General features: G+C 67.8%; 15 protein-coding genes and 1 tRNA gene. 11 read left to right on the top strand and 5 right to left on the bottom strand.

Annotation, left to right across the window (positions count from 1 at the left end):
- Together WS95_RS22190 and argA are read right to left on the bottom strand one after the other, a co-directional pair.
- Window positions 1-276 (bottom strand): oxidative damage protection protein, encoded by a 276-nt coding sequence (locus tag WS95_RS22190; protein WP_009692666.1) that lies wholly within the window; start codon window positions 274-276, stop codon window positions 1-3.
- Between the two features lie 52 nt (window positions 277-328).
- The gene (gene argA, locus WS95_RS22185; protein ID WP_006485509.1) at window positions 329-1,708 is read right to left on the bottom strand and encodes an amino-acid N-acetyltransferase; all 1,380 of its coding nucleotides are present in this window, start codon (window positions 1,706-1,708) and stop codon (window positions 329-331) included.
- Between the two features lie 23 nt (window positions 1,709-1,731).
- Here argA and hrpA point away from each other — a divergent pair, with 23 nt between their 5' ends.
- The 5 genes from hrpA (at window position 1,732) to WS95_RS22160 (ending at window position 9,854) form a co-directional block, all read left to right on the top strand.
- Window positions 1,732-5,940: an ATP-dependent RNA helicase HrpA gene (gene hrpA, locus WS95_RS22180; RefSeq protein ID WP_059826006.1), complete on the top strand. Its 4,209-nt coding sequence runs from the start codon at window positions 1,732-1,734 to the stop codon at window positions 5,938-5,940.
- Between the two features lie 167 nt (window positions 5,941-6,107).
- Window positions 6,108-7,097, top strand: coding sequence for a YVTN family beta-propeller repeat protein (locus WS95_RS22175; RefSeq protein WP_034207775.1), 990 nt, complete (start codon window positions 6,108-6,110; stop codon window positions 7,095-7,097).
- A 16-nt stretch (window positions 7,098-7,113) separates the two neighbouring features.
- Window positions 7,114-8,088, top strand: coding sequence for a sterol desaturase family protein (locus WS95_RS22170; RefSeq protein ID WP_059782946.1), 975 nt, complete (start codon window positions 7,114-7,116; stop codon window positions 8,086-8,088).
- A gap of 126 nt (window positions 8,089-8,214) precedes the next feature.
- The gene (locus WS95_RS22165; protein WP_059782943.1) at window positions 8,215-9,042 is read left to right on the top strand and encodes an EI24 domain-containing protein; all 828 of its coding nucleotides are present in this window, start codon (window positions 8,215-8,217) and stop codon (window positions 9,040-9,042) included.
- Window positions 9,039-9,854, top strand: a complete 816-nt coding sequence (locus WS95_RS22160; RefSeq protein ID WP_059826003.1) for a competence/damage-inducible protein A — start codon at window positions 9,039-9,041, stop codon at window positions 9,852-9,854. The genes WS95_RS22165 and WS95_RS22160 overlap by 4 nt, the downstream gene beginning before the upstream one ends.
- A gap of 116 nt (window positions 9,855-9,970) precedes the next feature.
- Here the strand turns inward: WS95_RS22160 and WS95_RS22155 are convergent, their stop codons facing one another.
- Window positions 9,971-10,435, bottom strand: coding sequence for a rhodanese-like domain-containing protein (locus WS95_RS22155; RefSeq protein WP_059826000.1), 465 nt, complete (start codon window positions 10,433-10,435; stop codon window positions 9,971-9,973).
- Between the two features lie 405 nt (window positions 10,436-10,840).
- Here WS95_RS22155 and glnA point away from each other — a divergent pair, with 405 nt between their 5' ends.
- The 4 genes from glnA to WS95_RS22135 all read left to right on the top strand — a co-directional run bounded on the left by glnA (window position 10,841) and on the right by WS95_RS22135 (window position 17,324).
- Complete coding sequence (glnA, locus tag WS95_RS22150) at window positions 10,841-12,256, top strand: type I glutamate--ammonia ligase (RefSeq protein WP_034207771.1); 1,416 nt, start codon at window positions 10,841-10,843, stop codon at window positions 12,254-12,256.
- A 160-nt stretch (window positions 12,257-12,416) separates the two neighbouring features.
- Window positions 12,417-13,559 carry a nitrogen regulation protein NR(II) gene (gene glnL / locus WS95_RS22145; protein ID WP_034207770.1) on the top strand — a complete coding sequence of 381 codons (1,143 nt, stop codon included), beginning with the start codon at window positions 12,417-12,419 and terminating at the stop codon, window positions 13,557-13,559.
- 46 nt (window positions 13,560-13,605) lie between these two features.
- The gene (ntrC, locus tag WS95_RS22140; protein ID WP_034207769.1) at window positions 13,606-15,123 is read left to right on the top strand and encodes a nitrogen regulation protein NR(I); all 1,518 of its coding nucleotides are present in this window, start codon (window positions 13,606-13,608) and stop codon (window positions 15,121-15,123) included.
- Between the two features lie 92 nt (window positions 15,124-15,215).
- Window positions 15,216-17,324 (top strand): prolyl oligopeptidase family serine peptidase, encoded by a 2,109-nt coding sequence (locus WS95_RS22135; protein ID WP_059825998.1) that lies wholly within the window; start codon window positions 15,216-15,218, stop codon window positions 17,322-17,324.
- 22 nt (window positions 17,325-17,346) lie between these two features.
- On the opposite strand, the gene xth is transcribed toward WS95_RS22135, so the two are convergent.
- On the bottom strand, window positions 17,347-18,123 hold the full coding sequence (gene xth / locus WS95_RS22130) for an exodeoxyribonuclease III (RefSeq protein WP_034207767.1): 777 nt from the start codon (window positions 18,121-18,123) through the stop codon (window positions 17,347-17,349).
- A 183-nt stretch (window positions 18,124-18,306) separates the two neighbouring features.
- On the opposite strand from xth, the gene WS95_RS22125 reads away from it, so the two are divergent.
- Window positions 18,307-18,383: transfer RNA gene (locus WS95_RS22125), tRNA-Met, on the top strand.
- Between the two features lie 267 nt (window positions 18,384-18,650).
- On the opposite strand, the gene WS95_RS22120 is transcribed toward WS95_RS22125, so the two are convergent.
- The gene (locus WS95_RS22120) at window positions 18,651-19,343 is read right to left on the bottom strand and encodes an aspartate/glutamate racemase family protein (protein WP_059825995.1); all 693 of its coding nucleotides are present in this window, start codon (window positions 19,341-19,343) and stop codon (window positions 18,651-18,653) included.
- 137 nt (window positions 19,344-19,480) lie between these two features.
- Here WS95_RS22120 and dinB point away from each other — a divergent pair, with 137 nt between their 5' ends.
- Window positions 19,481-20,719, top strand: a complete 1,239-nt coding sequence (gene dinB / locus WS95_RS22115) for a DNA polymerase IV (protein WP_080747791.1) — start codon at window positions 19,481-19,483, stop codon at window positions 20,717-20,719.
- Window positions 20,720-20,739 lie beyond the last annotated feature (20 nt).

Genomic DNA, 20,739 nt, shown 5'->3' with positions numbered 1-20,739 from the left:
TCAGCCTTCCGTCGGCGGCACGTAGCCGGACGCCTGGTCCGCGCCCTCGCCGAAGAAGTACTTCTCCGTCTGCTTCATCAGGTACTGGCGCGCGCGCGGGTCGGCCATGTTCAGGCGGTTTTCGTTGATCAGCATCGTTTGCTGCTTGAGCCAGCCTTGCCACGCTTCCTTCGAGACGCTCTCGTAAATGCGCTTGCCGAGTTCGCCCGGCAGCGGCGGGAAATCGAGGCCTTCGGCTTCCTTGCCGAGCTTCGCGCATTGGATCATTCGAGCCATCGTGTACTTCTCCTGTAATCGGTGTCTGGGGGAAGGGCAGTCGTGCCGGTGCTCAGAGCTGCTTCATCAGCACGAGCGACTTGCGCTGCCAGTTATAGAGTTTGCGACGGTCTTCCGGCAGGTCGTCGACGCTGACCTTGACGAAGCCGCGCTTGAGGAACCAGTGCTCGGTGCGCGTCGTGAGCACGAAGATGTGCGTGAGGCCGCGCGCGCGGGCGCGCTGCTCGATGCGCTTGAGCAGGCGTTCGCCGTCGCCCGAGCCCTGCGCTTCGGGTGCGACCGTCAGGCACGCCATTTCGCCGATCTTTTCCTGCTGGTACGGGTACAGCGCCGCGCAGCCGAACAGCACGCCATCGTGCTCGATCACCGAGAAGTGGTCGATGTCGCGTTCGATCTGGTGGCGGCCGCGCCGCACGAGCGTGCCGTCCGACTCGAGCGGCTCGATCAGCGACAGGATGCCGCCGACGTCGTCCGGGGTCGCCTCGCGCAGGCTTTCGAGGTTCTCGTACGAGATCATCGTGCCGACGCCGTCGTGCAGGAACAGTTCGAGCAGCATGCTGCCGTCGAGCGACTGCGGGATCAGGTGGGCGCGGGTCACGCCGCCGCGGCATGCGCGGATCGAATGCTTGAGGAAGAACGCGTCGTCGCCCTGGATGTTGCCGGAATCGAGCAGTTCGGCGGCCGCGTCGAGCGACATTTCGCGTACCAGCTCGCCTTCGTCGTCGACGATGCCGGGCCCTTCGGTCAGGAAGATGATCTTGTCGGCGCGCAGCGCGATCGCGGCCGCCGACGCGACGTCCTCCATCGACAGGTTGAACGCCTCGCCGGTCGGCGAGAATCCGAGCGGCGACAGCAGCACGAGCTTGCGGCTCGCGAGCGAATGACGGATCGATTCGGCGTCGATCTTGCGCACGATGCCCGTGTGCGCGAAATCGACGCCGTCGAGAATCCCCACCGGCCGCGCGGTCACGAAGTTGCCCGACACGACGCTGATGTGCGCGTGCGCCATCGGCGAGTTCGGCAGACCCTGGCTGATCGCGGCCTCGATGTCGAGACGCACTTCGCCGGCCGCTTCCTTCGCGGATTCGAGCGCGCGCGCATCGGTGATGCGCAGGCCGTGCGAAAACTCGGATTCGACACCGTGCAGGCTCAGCTGCTCCTCGACCTGCGGGCGCGAGCCGTGCACGAGCACGATCTGGATGCCCATCGCCTGCAAGAGCGCGATGTCGGACACGAGCGCATTCAGCAGCCCCTGCTGCACCACCTCGCCGCCGAACCCCACGACGAACGTGCTGTTGCGGAACTTGTGGATATAGGGCGCGACGGAGCGCATCCAGTCGACGAACTGCGCGTGGCTGGCGGCCGAATCGTCGGCGGCCGGCGGCGTCGCGGCGCCGGTCTGGGCGGGAGGGAGGTCGGTTTGGGAATTCATGGCCGGGATTATAATGCGCCCCCATGTCGAATGTTTCTAAAAGTCCCGCGCCGACGCGGGCCAATACGCCGTCGGCGAAGCACCCGGATGGTGCGGCCGATGCGCGCGAGCAGCCGGGCCAGCCGCCGCGCCAGCAGCAGGACAAGCCGGCGGGCACGCCGGCACCCGCGCCGCGCGGGCCGCGCAATGACGAACGGCGCGGCGCCGCGCGCCAGCCGGCCGCGAAGGGAGCGCCGCAGCCGACGGGCGAGCGGGCCCCGCGCCGCGAGCGTGCGCCGCGCGCCGCCGTCCCGCCGAATCCCGTTCCGCCGATCACGTATCCGGAAAGCCTGCCCGTGTCGGGCAAGCGCGACGAAATCGCGCGTGCGATCGCCGGTCATCAGGTCGTCATCGTCTGCGGCGAAACCGGCTCGGGCAAGACTACGCAATTGCCGAAGATCTGTCTCGATCTCGGCCGCGGCCTCGGCGCCGGCGGCACGGGCCTGATCGGCCATACGCAGCCGCGGCGCCTGGCCGCCTCGTCGACCGGCCGCCGGATCGCCGAGGAACTCGGCACGCCGTTCGGCGAGGTGGTCGGCTACAAGGTGCGCTTCACCGACAATCTCGCGCCGGGCGCATCCGTCAAGCTGATGACCGACGGCATCCTGCTCGCCGAGACGCAGACCGACCCGTTGCTGAAGGCGTACGACACGCTGATCATCGACGAGGCGCACGAGCGCAGCCTGAACATCGACTTCCTGCTCGGCTATCTGAAGGAAATCCTGCCGAGGCGGCCGGACCTGAAGCTGATCGTCACGTCCGCGACGATCGACGCCGATCGCTTCGCGCGCCATTTCGGCACCGACGCGCGCCCGGCGCCCGTGATCGAGGTGAGCGGGCGGCTGTATCCGGTCGAGATGCGCTACCGCCCGGTGGCCGAGGATCGCCCGGCGGTGAAGAACGCCGAGGGCACGGGCGGCCGCGATCGCGTGAAGACCGCGCGCGAAGCCGAGCGCGACCTGATGGACGCGATCGTCGACGCGGTCGACGAGCTGTGCCGCGAAGGCCCCGGCGACGTGCTGGTGTTCCTGCCCGGCGAGCGGGAGATCCGCGAGGCGGCCGAGGCGCTGCGCAAGCACCATCCGCCGCATACCGAGATCCTGCCGCTGTTCGCGCGGCTCTCGGCGGCCGATCAGGACAAGGTGTTCAAGGCGTCGAACGCGCGCCGGATCGTGCTCGCGACCAACGTGGCCGAAACCTCGCTGACGGTGCCGGGCATCCGTTACGTGGTCGACACCGGCCTCGCGCGCGTGAAGCGCTATTCGTACCGGAACAAGGTCGAGCAACTGCAGGTCGAGTCGATCTCGCAGGCGGCCGCGAACCAGCGCGCGGGCCGCTGCGGCCGGGTGGCCGACGGCGTGTGCATTCGTTTGTACGAGGAAAGCGACTACCAGGCGCGTGCGCGCTTCACCGATCCGGAAATCCTGCGCTCGTCGCTCGCGTCGGTGATCTTGCGGATGAAGTCGCTGCACCTGACGGCGATCGAATCGTTCCCGTTCCTCGAACCGCCGCCCGGCCGCGCGATCGCGGACGGTTACCAGTTGCTCAACGAGCTCGGCGCGGTCGACGACGACAACGCGCTGACGCCGCTCGGCCGCGAGCTCGCGCGGCTGCCGCTCGACCCGCGCGTCGGCCGGATGATTCTCGCCGCGCGCGACCAGCAGTCGCTGCGCGAGGTGCTGATCATCGCGAGCGCGCTGTCCGTGCAGGACCCGCGCGATCGTCCGATCGAAGCGCAGGAGCAGGCCGACCAGGCGCACCGCCGGTTCGCCGACGAGCGCTCCGAATTCCTGCAGTGGCTGAAGATCTGGGCGTGGTTCGAAGAGGCCGTCGCGCACAAGAAGTCGAATCGCCAGCTCGTCGACGCGTGCCGGCAGAACTTCCTGTCGCATCTGCGGCTGCGTGAATGGCGCGACGTCCATTCGCAGTTGCTGACGGTCGTGCGCGAGCACGGCTGGCGGCTCAACGAAGTCGAGGCCACCTACGAGCAGATCCATCTGGCCCTGTTGACGGGGCTGCTCGGCAACCTCGGCATGAAGGCCGACGACGATCCGCATTACCTCGGCGCGCGCGGCATCAAGTTCTACCTGTGGCCGGGCTCCGCGCTCGCGAAGAAGGCCGGCCGCTGGGTGATGGCGGCCGAACTCGTCGAGACGAGCCGGCTGTACGCGCGCTGCCTCGCGAAGATCGAGCCGGAGTGGGTCGAGAAGATCGGCGCGCACCTGCTGAAGAAATCGCTGTCGGAACCGCACTGGGAGAAGCGTCCCGCGCAGGTCAGCGCGTTCGAGCGCGCGACGCTGTACGGGCTGCCGATCTATCACCGGCGGCGCGTCGCGTTCGGCAAGCAGGACCCGGCGCGCGCCCGCGAGCTGTTCATCCGCGGCGCGCTGGTCGAAGGCGAGTTCGACACGAAACTGCCGTTCTTCGCGCACAACCGCAAGCTGCTCGCCGACATCGAGCAGCTCGAGCACAAGTCGCGTCGGCAGGACGTGCTGGTCGACGACGAGTTGATCTACGCGTACTACGACCACGCGATTCCGGAAGGCATCCACACGGGCGCCGCGTTCGAGCGCTGGTATCGCGACGAGGTGAAGAAGGGCGGCCAGGCGGAGGACAAGCAGCGGCTGCTGTATCTGTCGCGCGACGACCTGATGCGCCACGAGGCGGCGGGCGTGACGACCGACCTGTTCCCGAAGCGCGCGACGATGGCCGGCGTCGAGATGGCGTTCACGTACCACTTCGAACCCGGCACGCCGCGCGACGGCGTGACGCTCGCCGTGCCGCTGTTCGCGCTGAACCAGGTCGACGCGCGCCGCTGCGAGTGGCTGGTGCCGGGCATGCTGAAGGAAAAGGTGCAGTTGCTGCTGAAGTCGCTGCCGCAGAAGCTGCGCCGGCACTGCGTGCCGCTGCCCGAGTACGCGGCCGGCTTCGTCGAGCGGATGGGCCGCGAGCGCTTCGGTGCGGGCGGGCTCGTCGAGGCGCTGATCGCCGACGTGCGGGCGCAGACGCAGGTCATGATGAAAACGGCCGACTTCAAGCTCGAGACGCTGCCCGCGCACCTGTTCATGAACTTCAAGGTGATCGACGAGCACGGCCGCCAGCTCGCGATGGGGCGCAATCTCGCGCAGCTTCGCCAGGAGCTGGGCGCACAGGCGCAGCAGCAGTTCCAGAAGATCGCGGCGGCGTCGACGCTCGCGAGCGGCGGCGACGCCGAGGCCGGTCAGGCGCCCGGCCATGCGCCCGCGTCGAGTGTCGCGGCCGGGGCGCCTGCCCGCGGCGCGAAGGCCGGCAAGGGCGCGGCGCCGCAGACGGCCGCCGCGGCGGAAACCGGCGCGACGGCGTTGTACGAGAACCTGACGACGTGGAATTTCGGCAAGCTGCCCGAGCTGCTGGAAATCCGTCGGCGCGGCCAGACGCTGTACGGCTATCCGGCGCTCGTCGACCGTGGCACGCATTGCGACGTCGAGGTGTTCGATTCGCCGGAGGAGGCCGCGCGCATCCACCGGGCCGGGTTGCGGCGCCTCTTCGCGCTGCAGTTGAAGGAGCCGATCAAGTTCCTGGAAAAGAACCTGCCGGGGCTGCGCGAGATGGCGATGCAGTACATGTCGCTCGGCACGCAGGACGAGTTGCGCGACCAGTTGATCGACACGGCGCTCGACCGCGCGTGCCTGCAGGACCCGCTGCCCGACGACGACGCGAGCTTCCACGCGCGCCGCGACGAGGGCCGCAGCCGCCTGAACCTGCTCGCGCAGGAAATCGCGCGGCTCGTCGGGCAGATCCTGGCCGAATACGCGGGCCTCGTGAAGAAGCTCGCGCAGGCGAAGCCGTTCGCGCAGGCCCATGCGGACCTGCAGCAGCAATTGGCCGCGCTGGTCGGCAAGCGCTTCGTGATCGACACGCCTTACGCGCAGCTTGCGCATTTCCCGCGCTACCTGAAGGGCATCGCGCTGCGGATCGACAAGCTGAAGGCCGATCCGGCGCGCGACGCGAAGCAGTCGGCCGAGCTGCTGCCGCTCGCCCAGCAGTACCAGCGCGCGGTGTCGCAGCGCGGCGGCGTCGCCGATGCGCGGCTCGCGGAATTCCGCTGGCTGCTCGAGGAATTGCGGATTTCGCTGTTCGCGCAGGAACTGCGCACGCCGATGCCGGTCTCTGTCAAGCGTCTGCACAAGGTCTGGGAGTCGATGCAGCGCTAGCGCAACATCGGTGTGCCGGCCCGCACCGGCCGCCGCCCGGGGCCGGCACCGCGGTGGCGCCTCCGGCAGGCCGGGCATGCGTCGAAGTGGCGCAATACCGGCATGGGTCAACCGGAGGGGCCCGCCGAACGTTCTACAATGACAGCTGTTCCACGACGTGAGTCTTCATGCGCACTTTCCTTTCCTTCGGCCGCACGCTTGCGCTGGCCGCTGCCGTGCTGGCGCCCGCCGCGCACGCGAATAATGTGATCGTCCTCAATTCGGCCGAAGCGACGCTTTCCCTGATCGACCAGCAGACCCGCGAAGTCGTTTCCACGATGCCGACCGGCAAGGAACCGCACCATTTGATGGCGACGCCCGACAACGCGTCGCTGATCGTCGCGAATTCGGTCTCGAACAGCCTGATGTTCCTCGATCCGAAGACGGGCAAGCTGCAGCGCACCGTCGAAGGGATCGACGACCCTTACCAGCTCGGCTTCTCGCCCGACCGCAAATGGTTCGCGGCGGCCGGCCTGCGGCTCGACCGCGTCGACATCTACGGCTACGACGGCCGCGACCTGCGCCTCGTGAAGCGCGTGCCGCTCGCGGTGATGCCGAGCCACCTCGCGTTTACGAAGGACAGCAAGACGCTGCTCGTGTCGCTGCAGGTGTCCGGCGAGATCGCGGCGATCGACCTGCCGACGCAGACGGTCAAATGGAAGATGAAGGTCGGCAAGGTGCCGGCCGGCCTGTGGCTCACGCCGGACGACAAATTCCTGCTGGTCGGGATGACCGGCGCGGATTACGTCGCGGTCGTCGACTGGCGCAACCAGAAGGTCGTCAAGCAGATCTACACGGGCAAGGGCGCGCACAATTTCCGCTCGCTCGCCGACGGCACGCACGTCGCGGTGACGAACCGCGTCGCGAACACGATCAGCATCATCGACGAGAACACGCTCGCCAACGTCGGCGACATCACCGGCCTGCTGCCGGGCCCCGACGACATGGAGCTGTCCGCCGACAAGAAGACGCTGTGGGTGACGTTCCGGTTCGCGAAGAAGGTCGGGATCATCGATCTGGCCTCGCGCAAGCTGGTGCAGACGATTGCCGTCGGCCGCTCGCCGCACGGCATCTACTTCTACGACCGCGCGCCGTGGAAGGCGGCGAACGGCGCGTGACGGGCGGAGGCGAACGATGCTGCACCTGATCGATGCGTTCGTGTCGGACATCCAGACCTGGCTGTACGTCGATGTCGTGCAGCCGCTCCTCTTCAAGTTCAACCTGATGGACTATGACGAGGACACCTACGACGCGCTGTACTGGGTGATCATCGGCGCGCTGCAGATGGTGCTGATGTTCGCGCTGCTGCGCCCGCTCGAGGCGCTGCTGCCGGTCGAGCGCTGGAAGAACCGCCGCGCGGTGCGGGTCGACGTGATCTACACGGCGATCTCGAAGCTCGGCATCTACACGCTGTTCTTCTTCTTCGCGCTGCAGCCGGTGTTCGACGGCTTCCAGGCGTGGCTGCGCCTGCATGGCGTCGCGAACGTCAACCTCGACTATCTGTGGCCGGGCGTGACCTCGCAGCCGATCGTCGCGTTCGCGATCTACCTCGTCGTGCTCGACTTCGCCGGCTACTGGTATCACCGCTGGCAGCACAAGTTCGGCATCTGGTGGGAGCTGCACGCGGTCCATCACAGCCAGCGGCAGATGTCGCTGTGGTGCGACGACCGCAACCACCTGCTCGACGACGTGCTCCAGTCGTGCTTTTTCGCGGCGATCGCGCTCGTGATCGGCGTGACGCCGTCGCAGTTCGTCGTGCTGACCGCGGTCACCAACTTCCTGCAGAGCATCCAGCATACGAATGCGCGGCTGTCGTACGGCCGCATCGGCGAGCGTCTGCTCGTCAGCCCGATCTTCCACCGCCGGCACCATGCGGTCGGTTACGGCCACGAAGGCACCAAGTACGGCTGCAACTTCGGCGTGCTGTTTCCGTGGTGGGACATGATGTTCGGCACCGCGTCGTGGAACCGCACGGTCGAGCCGACCGGCATCCGCGAGCAGGTCGAGGGCGTATCCTATGGCGACGGCTTCTGGTCGCAGCACGGCCTCGCGTTCGTGCGGATCTTCCGGCGCCTGTTCCCCGCGAAGCGCGGCGCGGCGTCGGCCTGATCCCGATCCGTCCGCTCTCCCGTTGAACGACGCTTGCACGCGGCCCGCATGCGCTTTGGCGCATGCGGGCCGCGTGGTTTATCCTTTCCCCGTTTTTCTCCGTCAATCCAGACTCCCCAGGCTCGCATGAACGATTTGCTGCGTTCCTTCGTCCGGGCGCTCGCCAGCGCGCTGCATCCGCGCATGCTGTGGCTCACCCTGATGCCGTTCGTCGTGTCGGCGCTGCTGTGGGGCGCCGTGCTGTGGTTCTCGTGGCAGACATTGCTGGACCTCGCGCGCGGCGCGCTCGACGGCTTCGTGCTGACGGCCGCGCTGTATCGCGCGTTCGATGCGATCGGCATGTCGCAACTGCATGCGGTCGTCGCGCCGTTCGTGGTCGTGTCGCTCGCCATTCCGCTGATCGTGCTGACCGTGCTGCTGCTGATCGCGACGATCTCGATGCCGGTCGTAATCAAGCACCTGTCGAACCGGCAGTTCGCGGCGCTCGAGCCGAAGCGGGGCGGCACCTTCTTCGGCAGCGTGTTCAATTCGCTCGGCGCGGCGCTCGTCGGCGTCGTGCTGCTCGTCGTGACGATCCCGCTGTGGCTGATTCCGCCGTTCTTCGCGTTGCTGCCGCCGCTGATCTGGGGCTGGCTCACGTATCGCGTGATGACCTACGATGCGCTCGCGCTGCATGCGAGCCGCGACGAGCGCCGCGCGCTCGTGCGCCGGCACCGCTGGCCGCTGATCGGCATCGGCGTCGCGACCGGGCTGCTCGGCACCGTGCCGACCTTCGTGTGGGTGTCGTCGGTCTGGATGATGGTGCTGTTCCCGTTCGTCGCGGCCGCCATGATCTGGGTTTACGCTTTCATCCTCGTCTTCTCGGCGCTGTGGTTCGGGCACTACTGCCTGCGCGCGCTCGAAGACCTGCGCGCGAGTGCGCGCGCCACCGCAATCGACATGGGGCAGGCATGAGCATCGGCATCATCATCATCGGCGACGAAATCCTGTCGGGCCGCCGGCAGGACAAGCATCTGGCGAAGGTCATCGAGCTGCTCGGCGCGCGCGGCCTCGCGCTCGACTGGGCCGAATACGTCGGCGACGATCCGGCGCGCATCACGGCGACGCTCGCGCGCGCGATCGCGTCGGGCGACATCGTGTTCTCGACGGGCGGGATCGGCGCGACGCCGGACGACCACACGCGCCAGTGCGCGGCGGCCGCGCTCGGCGTGCCGCTCGAGCTGCATCCGGAAGCGAAGGCGCTGATTGCGGAGCGGATCCGCGAGATGCACGCGGATCCGGCCGCACCGGTCGATTTCGAATCGCCGGAAAACCAGCACCGTTTCAACATGGGCGTGTTCCCGGCCGGGGCGACGATCATCCCGAACGGCTACAACCGGATTCCCGGCTTCTCGGTCGGCCATCTCCATTTCGTGCCGGGCTTTCCGGTGATGGCGTGGCCGATGATCGAATGGGTGCTCGATACGCAGTACGCGCATCTGCATCACGCGACGCCGCATGCCGAGCGCTCGCTGTACGTGTTCGAGCTGCCGGAATCGACGCTCACGCCGCTGATGGAGAGGATCGAGCGCGATTTCCCGGGCGTGCGCGTGTTCAGCCTGCCGAGCGTCGGCGACGCGGAGCGCGGCGGCATCTACGCGCGCCGTCACATCGATCTCGGCGTGAAGGGCGAGCCGGAAGCGGTCGCGGCCGCGTTCGTGAAGCTGCGCGAAGGCGTGCACCTGCTCGGCGGCGACGTCGTCGAGCCCGATGCGCCGCGCGCCTGAGCGGCCTGCCACGCTGCCGTACCAAAAGCAACGGGCCGCGCAACGCGGCCCGTCATCGGCATGTCATCGCCCGGCTCGACGATGAGGCTGTCGCAACCGGCGGCCTCGGCGCGCCGTCAGGCGCCGATCCACGGCAGTTTGCGGAAGCACCAGCCGTCGACCGTCTTGCGGTGGCCTTCGGCGTCCTTCGCGCCCTCGAAGCCTTCGAGCAGGTCGAACGCCTTCGTGTAGCCGGCCTGCGCGGACGCGACCGCGGCGAGCTTCGAGCGCGCGGCGCTGCGGCACAGGAACAGGATCGGCGTATCGGCCGGCAGGGCCGCCTTCAGTTCGTTGACGAATTCGGCGTTCGGCACGCCGCCCGGGTAGCGCGTCCATTCGATGTGCAGGTACTGGCCGTCGCCGACGAGCGGGCGGCCGATCCAGTCGAGCTCGGCGCGCGTGCGCACGTCGACGAGGCGCGCCGACGGGTCGAGCTGCAGCAGTTCGAATGCCTCGACCGGCAGCAGCGCGCCGGCGTAGTCGAGCGCGCCCTGGGCGCGGCGTTCGTCGGCCTTCGCGTAAAGCTGGTCCAGCGTACTCATGGCAGGGAGTCTCCGTATCGGTCAAACGATCATTCTAGCGCGGCGGGGCGGTACGGACGTTCGCGCGACCTGCGCCGCATGCACGGACCACGGATTCACCAAAAGAGTGCAGAATGGTGCGCATGCACCAGAATAACCCGGCTGCGCCGCCGCATCCCGAAGATTGCACCACGGAGGTGCGATCCGGTCGGCGGCGGTGCGGCCCCGAGCCCTGCAATTGCGCAGGCGAGCCCCGCTGCGGCGCGGGCCGGCGCGATCCGCGTCGGTTTTGCGATGGTTGGCACGGAAGCTGCTATATAGAATTCGGTCGAATCGGGGCGCGCTGCGCCAAAGCAAGACCCCGGTCAGCTCGATAAACGAGGCGGTTCCCAGTCCGCCGGAATTGTTCAATCAGGAGAAGAGGTTATGAGTAAAACCGTCGCCGACGTCATGCAGCTCGTGAAGGACGAGGACGTCAAGTTCGTCGATTTCCGCTTCACGGATACGCGCGGCAAGGAACAGCACGTGTCGGTGCCGGTTTCGGCGTTTGACGAAGACAAGTTCGAAAGCGGTCATGCATTCGACGGTTCGTCGATCGCGGGCTGGAAGGGCATCGAGGCGTCGGACATGCTGCTCATGCCGGATCCGAGCGCTGCGTTCATCGACCCGTTCTATGAAGAATCGACGCTGGTGCTGACCTGCGACGTGGTCGAGCCGGCCGACGGCAAGGGCTACGAGCGCGACCCGCGTTCGCTCGCGAAGCGCGCGGAAGCCTACCTGAAGAGCACGGGCATCGGCGACACCGCCTACTTCGGTCCGGAGCCGGAATTCTTCATTTTCGACTCGGTCCAGTGGAACACGGACATGTCGGGCTGCTTCGTGAAGATCAACTCGGAAGAAGCGCCGTGGTCGGCAGGCAAGGAATTCGAAGGCGGCAACACGGGCCACCGTCCGGGCACGAAGGGCGGCTACTTCCCGGTCGCGCCGGTCGACACGTTCCAGGACATGCGCTCGGAAATGTGCCTGCTGCTCGAACAGCTCGGCATCCCGGTCGAAGTGCACCACCACGAAGTGGCGGGCCAGGGCCAGAACGAAATCGGCACGAAGTTCTCGACGCTCGTGCAGCGCGCGGACTGGACGCAATGGTCGAAGTACATCATCCATAACGTCGCGCATTCGTACGGCAAGACGGCGACGTTCATGCCGAAGCCGGTCGTCGGCGACAACGGTTCGGGCATGCACGTTCACCAGTCGATCTGGAAGGACGGCCAGAACCTGTTCGCGGGCAACGGCTATGCCGGCCTGTCGGAACTGGCGCTGTTCTACATCGGCGGCATCATCAAGCACGCTCGCGCGCTGAACGCGATCACGAACCCGACGACGAACTCGTACAAGCGTCTGGTCCCGCACTTCGAAGCACCGGTCAAGCTCGCGTACTCGGCACGCAACCGGTCGGCATCGATCCGCATTCCGCACGTGTCGAACCCGAAGGGCCGCCGTATCGAAACGCGCTTCCCGGACCCGATGGCGAACCCGTACCTGTTGTTCTCGGCGCTGATGATGGCCGGCCTCGACGGGATCCAGAACAAGATCCATCCGGGCGAAGCAGCGGACAAGAACCTGTACGACCTGCCGCCGGAAGAGGATGCAAAGATCCCGACCGTGTGCGCGGGTCTCGACCAGGCACTCGAGGCACTCGACAAGGATCGCGAGTTCCTGACGCGCGGCGGCGTGTTCACGGACGGCATGATCGACGCGTACCTCGGGCTGAAGGAGCAGGAGCTGGCGAAGTTCCGCATGACGACGCACCCGATCGAGTTCGAGATGTACTACTCGCTCTAATCGGCGATGGCGCTTCGATTCGGCGCCGTCATGCCGGTTCGTTCCCGTCGCGCGGTGTGCGGCGGGAACGGCGGAGTCTGAAAGGGGACGGCGTCCGGCCGTCCCTTTTTTGTTCCGACGATTTTCATTTACTGCCCGGTGAGGCGCGACAAGCACGCAGATGGTTCTGAAGAATCTGATCAAGGCGAAAACGGGGCAGCCCGAACGGCTGACGGACGACGAGCGGCTCTCGCGCTCGGGTCTGCTGGCGGGGCTCGAAGCGCTGCCGACGGTCGTGCTCGTGCTCGACCGCAAGACGCTGCGGATCGCGTTCGCGAACCCGTCCGCGGAGGCGATGCTCGACATCTCGCGGCGGCAGCTCGCGCAGCGGCCGTGGGGCGAAATTTTCCCGAACGCGAACGAGCTGGCATCGACGATCACCGCGATCGGCCAGGAACGCTTTCACGCGACGCACCTCGATACCGTGCTCGATCGGCCCGGCCGGGAGCCGCTGCATGTGCACGCGATCGTCGGCTTCCTCGAGACCGCGCCCGATTTCGTGCTCGTCGAGCTGTTCGAGAACGAACGGCAGTCGCGCACCGATCGGGAAGAGCGCATCCACGACCTGACCGCGGTCAACAAGCAACTGATCCGCAACCTCGCGCACGAGATCAAGAACCCGCTCGGCGGCATTCGCGGCGCAGCCCAGCTGCTCGAATTCGAACTGGGCGAGCGCGAGCGCGGCGAGTTGCGCGAATACACGCAGGTGATCATCAAGGAGTCCGACCGCCTGCAGACGCTCGTCGACCGGTTGCTGGAGCCGCACCGGCATCCGCATATCGTCGGCGACGTGAACATTCATGAAGTGTGCGAACGCGTACGCGCGGTGATGCTCGCGGAATTCCCGCGCGGGCTCACGATCGAGCGCGATTACGACGTGAGCGTGCCGGACCTGCGCGGCGACAAGGAGCAACTGATCCAGGCGCTGCTGAACATCGTGCGCAACGCCGCGCAGGCGCTGCGCGAACGGATCGCGCAGGGCGACGCGAAGATCGAGCTGCGCACGCGCATCGCACGCAAGGTGACGATCGCCAAGCGCCTGTACCGGCTGGCACTGGACTTGCACGTGATCGACAACGGGCCCGGCATTCCGGAAGAGATCCGCGACCGGATCTTCTACCCGCTCGTGTCCGGACGCGACGACGGCAGCGGCCTCGGCCTCACGCTCGCGCAGACGTTCGTGCAGCAGCACGACGGGATGATCGAGGTCGAAAGCCGGCCCGGACGTACCGAATTTCAGATTCTGCTGCCGCTCGACCATTGAGCGGCGACAGTGCGATTCACCGGATTTCCCCATATCTGACCGACCTATGAAGCCGATCTGGATAGTAGACGACGACCAATCGATCCGCTGGGTGCTCGAAAAGGCACTCGCCCGGGACAGCTTCGCGACGAAGAGCTTCGCGAACGTGCGCGACGCGCTGGCCGCGCTCGACCACGAGACGCCGCAGGTACTCGTGTCCGACATCCGGATGCCGGGCGGCTCGGGCCTCGAGTTGCTGCAGGCGATGCACGAGCGGCTGCCGGGCCTGCCCGTCATCATCATGACGGCGTTCTCCGATCTCGACAGCGCCGTCGCGGCGTTCCAGGGCGGCGCGTTCGAATACCTCGCGAAGCCGTTCGACGTCGACAAGGCGGTCGAGCTGATCCGCCGCGCGGTGGAAGAAAGCCTGCGCGGCGGCGCGCCGCAGGACGAGCGTGTGGCCGACGCGCCCGAGATGCTCGGCCAGGCGCCCGCGATGCAGGACATGTTCCGTGCGATCGGCCGGCTGTCGCATTCGGCCGCGACCGTGCTGATCACCGGCGAGTCGGGCACCGGCAAGGAGCTCGTCGCGCGGGCGCTGCACCGTCACAGCCCGCGCGCGAACGGGCCGTTCATCGCGCTGAACACGGCGGCGATTCCGAAGGACCTGCTCGAATCCGAACTGTTCGGCCACGAGCGCGGCGCGTTCACCGGCGCGCAGACGACGCGGCAGGGCCGCTTCGAGCAGGCCGAGAACGGCACGCTGTTCCTCGACGAAATCGGCGACATGCCGTTCGACCTGCAGACGCGCCTGTTGCGCGTGCTGTCGGACGGGCAGTTCTATCGGGTCGGCGGGCACAACCCGCTGCGCGCGAACGTGCGCGTGATCGCCGCGACGCACCAGAATCTCGAGTCGCGCGTGCGGCAGGGGCTGTTCCGCGAGGACCTTTACCACCGGCTCAACGTGATCCGGCTGCGCCTGCCGCCGCTGCGCGAACGTAGCGAGGACATCGCGCTGCTCACGCGCCACTTCCTGCAGAAGAGTGCACGCGATCTCGGCGTCGAGCCGAAGCGCGTGTCCGACGACGCGCTCGCGTATCTCACGTCGCTGCCGTTTCCCGGCAACGTACGGCAGCTCGAGAATCTCGCGAACTGGCTGACCGTGATGGCGCCCGCGCAGACGGTCGAGATCAAGGACCTGCCGCCCGACCTCGTGCCGGCCGGGGCGCCGGTCGTCGCGTCGGGCGACGGCGCGGACGTGCACGGCAGCGGCGGCCACGCGGCGGCAGCGCCTGCCGCGATCGGCGCGGCGCCGCCCGCCGCCGTGCCCGTCGCGAGCACGGCGAACGGCAGCGCGCCGGCCGGCTACCCGCTGTGGGAGCACGGGCTGCGCACCGAGGTCGCGCGGTTGTTGCGCGAGAACTCGGCCGACGTGATGGACGAGCTCGCGCGTCGCTTCGAAGCGGCCGTGATCCGCGAGGCGCTCGACTTCACGCGCGGCCGCAAGGTCGAGGCCGCGGAGCGGCTTGGCATCGGTCGCAACACGATCACGCGCAAGATCCAGGAACTCCATCTGGAGCCCTGACCGGGCACGATGCGCGGCATGCGCGGGTTCGCGCATGCCGCGATCGGACATAATCGCGGTTTGCACGCAGCTTGCCATTCCGTCGATCCACCATGTCCGATTCCTTCCGCTGGCCCGCCGGGGCCGACCCGTTCCGTTTCCTCGAAGCGCTCGACAGCAAGCGCGCCCGCACGTGGGTCGACGAGCAGAATGCGCGCACGCACGCCGCGCTGCGCGACGACGACGCGTATCGCGCGCTGACCGCGCGTCTCGCGAAAGCGTATCTGCCGCGCGAACGCCCGGTGATTCCGACCCGCTGGCGCGACTGGGCGTACGACCTGTGGCAGGACGATCTCCATCCGAAGGGACTGTGGCGCCGCACGCGCTGGGCCGACTGGCGGGCCGGCCAGCCGGCCTGGGAAACGCTGCTCGACGTCGACGCGCTCGGCGTCGAAGAGGGCGAGTCGTGGGTGTTCGAGCAGGAGGCGATCCTGTATCCGGACGGCGATCGAGTGCTGTTGTCGCTGTCGCCGGGCGGCGCCGACGCAGTCGTCGTGCGCGAATTCGACCTCGTCGCGCGCCGTTTCGTCGACGGCGGTTTCACGATCGACGCGCCGGGCCATCACACGGTCGGCTGGATCGATCGCGACACCGTCTACGTGAGCTGGGATCGCGGCGAAGCGCATGCGACCGCCGCCGGTTATCCGTATGAAGCGCGGCGCTGGGTGCGCGGCACGCCGCTCGCCGACGCGCCCGTCGTGTTTCGCGGCGAGCCGGACGACATCAGTGCGGGTGCATGGTACGACCCGATCGACTGCCGTCACGTCGCGTGGCGCAGCGTCGATTTCTTCGACGCGCACGCGTATCGGCTGACCGACGCCGGCGAGTGGGCGCGCTACGACGTGCCGACGCATGTCGAGGTCGGGTTCTGGGAAGGCTGGCTCGTGCTGGAGCCGCGCCTCGACTGGGATTGCGACGGCGTGCGCCACGCCGGCGGCTCGCTGCTCGCGATCCGCGAGCAGGCGTTCCTCGCCGGCGCGCGCGAATTCACGACGTTGTTCGCGCCGCGGCCGACGACGTCCGCCTGTACGTGGACGCACACGCGCACGACGCTGATCGCGAGCTGGCTCGACGACGTGCACAACCGCACGATGCTTTGGCAGCCGCGGCAGGCCGACGACGGTGCGTGGACGTGGGACGCGCGGCCGTTCGACTGGCCGGGCGAGGCGCAGATCGACATCGAGCCCGTCGAATCGACGCTGAACGACGAGGTGTACGTCGATGTCGACACGTATCTCGATCCGCCCGAATGCTGGCTGGCCGATCTTGCCGATCGCGCGGACGATGCGCGGTCGCGCCGCGTGCTGCTCGACCGGCCGCCGGTGCAGTTCGACGCGGCCGGGCTCGTCGTACGCCGCGCGAGCGCGCGTTCGCGCGACGGCACGGTGGTGCCGTACACGCTGATCGGGCCGCGCGATGCGCTTGACGTGCCGCAAGGCGGCGCGCGCGTCGCGCGGCCGTGCCTGCTGTCCGGCTATGGCGGCTTTGCGATTCCGAATCTGCCGGGCTACAGCGATGCGTTCGGCATCGGCTGGCTCGAACGCGGCGGCGTGATGGCGTTCGCGCACATCCGCGGCGGCGGCGAATTCGGGCCGCGCTGGCACGTCGACGCGCAGCGCGAACACCGGCAGCGTTCGTTCGACGATTTCATCGCGGTCGCCGAGGATCTGGCCGCGTCCGGCGTGACGACCGCCGCGCAACTCGGGATCGAGGGCGGCAGCAACGGCGGACTGCTGGTCGCCGCGTGCATGATGCAGCGGCCGGAGCTGTTCGGCGCGGTGCTGTGCCGCGTGCCGCTGCTCGACATGCAGCGCTATCCGAAGCTGCACGCGGGCGCCGCCTGGCTCGACGAATACGGCGACCCCGACGATCCGCGCGAAGGCGCGGCGCTGGCCGCGTATTCGCCGTATCACCGCGTGCGTGAAGGCGTCGCGTATCCGCCGTTGTTGCTGACGACGTCGACCCGTGACGATCGCGTGCATCCCGCGCATGCGCGCAAGATGGCCGCGCGCATGCAGGCGCTCGGTCACGAGCGGGTGTGGTACTGGGAGAACACCGACGGCGGCCACGGCAGCGCCGACGATCTCGAGCGCGCGGAAGCCGACGCAGCCGAATTCGGCTTCCTGTGGGCCCATCTCGGGCCGGCGCCCGCGCGGCGCTGATCGCGCGCGGGCGCTTGCGCGATCAGCCGACGATCGCGACGACCGGCGTGTGGTCGGACGGCTGTTCCCACGTGCGCGGCGTGCGATCGACTTCGCACGATGCGCAGGTCGCCGCGAGCGCCGGCGACAGCAGGATGTGGTCGATGCGCAGCCCCGCGTTGCGGCGGAACGCCATCATCCGGTAGTCCCACCACGTGAAGGTCTTCTCGGGCTGCTCGAAGCGGCGGAACGCATCGACGAAGCCGAGTTCGATCAGTTGCGCGAAGTGTGCGCGCTCCTGCGGCGACACGAGGTTCTGGCCTTCCCATTTCGCGGGATCGTGCACGTCGCGGTCTTCCGGTGCGATGTTGTAGTCGCCGAGCAGCGCGAGCTTCGGGTAGCGCTGCAACTCGGTGCGCAGCCACGCTTGCAGCGCGTCGAGCCACTGCATCTTGTAGACGAACTTGTCGGAGTCGAGCGCCTGGCCGTTCGGGAAGTAGGCGGACACGATGCGCACGCCGTCGACCGTCGCGGCGATCACGCGCTGCTGCGGATCGTCGAAGCCCGGGATGTTGCGCACGACGTCCGACTCGTCGACGGCGAGCGTGTCGCGCACGAGGATCGCGACGCCGTTGTAGGTCTTCTGGCCCGTGAACCAGCTGCGGTAGCCGGCTGCCTCGAGATCGGCGCGCGGGAATTTCTCGTCCGGCAGCTTCAGTTCCTGCAGGCACAGCACGTCGGCTCCGCTTTGCGCGAGCCAGTCGAGCACATGCTGTTTGCGGACATTGAGCGAGTTGACGTTCCAGGTGGCGATTTTCATGAACGGAAGGGTGTGTGCGGCGTGAATGCGAAGGCCGCCATCTTACCGCGAGCATGGGGTGCGAACGCGCGCGTCATGCAGCGTCGCGCACGTGTCCCGCGTCGGCGCCCGGGCAGTGGATGCAGAAATTGTGACAAAAGTATTGACGTGAGTACTTCCTCACCCTATAATTTATTTCTCTGACGCGGGGTGGAGCAGTCTGGCAGCTCGTCGGGCTCATAACCCGAAGGTCACAGGTTCAAATCCTGTCCCCGCAACCAAGCACACCAGACGATGTGCAGCGCAATTGACCGATGCGCACTTCGTCGACAAAAACCCGGCTCCGTGCCGGGTTTTTTGTTTTCCGCGCCCGCCCGTTATTTCGGCGCGCCCGGGCTCCTGGGCTGGCAGCCGTTCTCGATCAGACGGGTCGTCGTGTCGACCCGCGTGGCCGTTGCGTTCGGCGTGCCCGACCGCACCGCGCACTGGTCCTTGCCCGTATTCAGCCGCATCCGGCGGCGATGGCGATACGCGGCGGCGCGCGTCGTTCAGCGCGCCGCCCACTCGACGGCCGCCTTCGCATGCAACGCGGTCGTATCGAATACCGGCAGCGGCGAATCGTCCGCGCCGATCAGCAGCGTGATTTCCGTGCAGCCCAGGATCACGGCCTGTGCGCCGCGCGCGGCCAGTCGGTCGATGATCGACACATACGTCGCGCGCGATGGCGCCGAGACGACGCCGTGGCACAGCTCGTCGTAGATGATCCGGTGCACGTCGTCGCGCCCGCGTTCGTCCGGCACCAGCACGTCGAGCCCGAACTTCCCGCGCAGCCGCTCCGCGTAGAACGGCAACTCCATCGTGTAGCGCGTGCCGAGCAGGGCGACGTGCTCGACGCCCGCGTCGCGCAGCGCGTTGCCGGTCGGATCGGCGATGTGCAGGAACGGCAGCTTCACCGCGGCTTCGATCGCGTCGTGCACGCGATGCATCGTATTGGTCGTGAGGACGACGAGATCGGCGCCGGCCGCTTCGAGCTGGCGCGCGGCATCGGCCATCCGTTCGCCGAGCGCGACCCAGTCGTGCGTGCTCTGCAGCGCTTCGATTTCGGCGAAGTCGACCGTGACCAGCACGCTTTTCGCGTTGTGATGCCCGCCGTGCAATGCCTTCGAGTGCCGGTTGATCATCCGGTAGTACTCGGCCGACGATTCCCAGCTCATGCCGCCGATCAGTCCGATCGTCTTCATCCGTCACCTTTGCGTTTCGTGTGTCGCGGCAGACGAGTATAGGCGCCGCTGCCCGAACCCGGCCGATACGATCCGCGCAAATCGGGCCGGTACGGCGCAGCCGGCAGTGGACGTACGCGGCAGTTGAAACCGGCACTGTGTTTTTGTACAGTATCGGCACCGTGAGCCCGACCATCATTTCGCCAGCCGATCCGCACGCGCCGCCGCCGGGCGACGCGCTGCCGCGCGCGCGCAAGATCATTCACTGCGATTGCGACTGCTTCTACGCGTCGGTCGAGATGCGCGACGACCCGTCGCTGCGCAACCGGCCGCTCGCGGTCGGCGGCCGGCCCGACCAGCGCGGTGTGATCGCGACCTGCAACTACGAGGCGCGGCGCTACGGCGTGCATTCGGCGATGTCGTCGGCGCTGGCGATGCGCAAGTGTCCGGACCTGCTGATCCTGCCGTCCGCCATGGACAAGTACCGTGCGGCATCGCGGCAGATCATGGCGATCTATCGAGACTACACGCCGGACGTCGAGCCGCTGTCGCTCGACGAGGCGTACCTCGACGTCAGCGGGTCGGAACGTTGCCAGGGCAGTGCGACGCTGATTGCGCGCGAGATCCGCGAGCGCGTGCGCGACACGGTCGGCGTGACCGTATCGGCGGGCGTCGCGCCGAACAAGTTCATCGCGAAGATCGCATCCGACTGGAACAAGCCCGACGGACTGTTCGTCGTGCGGCCGCACGAGATCGACGCGTTCGTCGCGGCGTTGCCGGTGCGCAAGCTGCACGGCGTCGGCAAGGTGACGGCCACGCGGCTCGATCGGCTCGGCATCCAGACTTGCGCGCAGTTGCGCGACTGGCCGCTGATCGACCTGCACCGCGAGTTCGGCGCGTTCGGGCGGCGGCTGTACGAACTGTCGCGCGGGATCGACGAGCGGCCGGTGCAGGCCGATCAGGAGCGCAAGTCGGTCAGCGTCGAGACGACCTACGTGACCGACCTGACGACGCTCGAGCAATGCGCGGACGAAATTCGCCGCCTCGTCGTGCAACTCGACGCGCGGATCGAGCGCGCGGGCGCCGCGCGTTCGATCCGCAAGCTGTACGTGAAGATTCGCTTCGCCGATTTCCAGCGCACGACGGTCGAGTGCGTGGCCGACGCGACGAATGCCGAGACGGCCGTCACGCTGCTCGCGAAGGGGCTGTTGCGGCGCGCGCAGCCGGTGCGGCTGCTCGGCGTCGGCGTGCGTATCGACGAGGACACGGCCGAGCGCCACGGGCAATTCCTGCTGTTCGACGACGAAGCCGACCACGTGGAGGTTCCCGGCCAAGCGGGCAGCACGAGCGAGCCAGACAACGCGGCCGACGCCGGGGACGAAGCGCCCGCGCCATGAAAAAAGGCACCGCCGAAGCG

The sequence above is a fragment of the Burkholderia sp. MSMB1826 genome, assembly GCF_001526325.1.
Classification (GTDB): domain Bacteria; phylum Pseudomonadota; class Gammaproteobacteria; order Burkholderiales; family Burkholderiaceae; genus Burkholderia.
The sequence above is the reverse complement of the archived record's forward strand: the minus strand, read 5'-3'. Positions and strand labels throughout refer to the sequence as shown.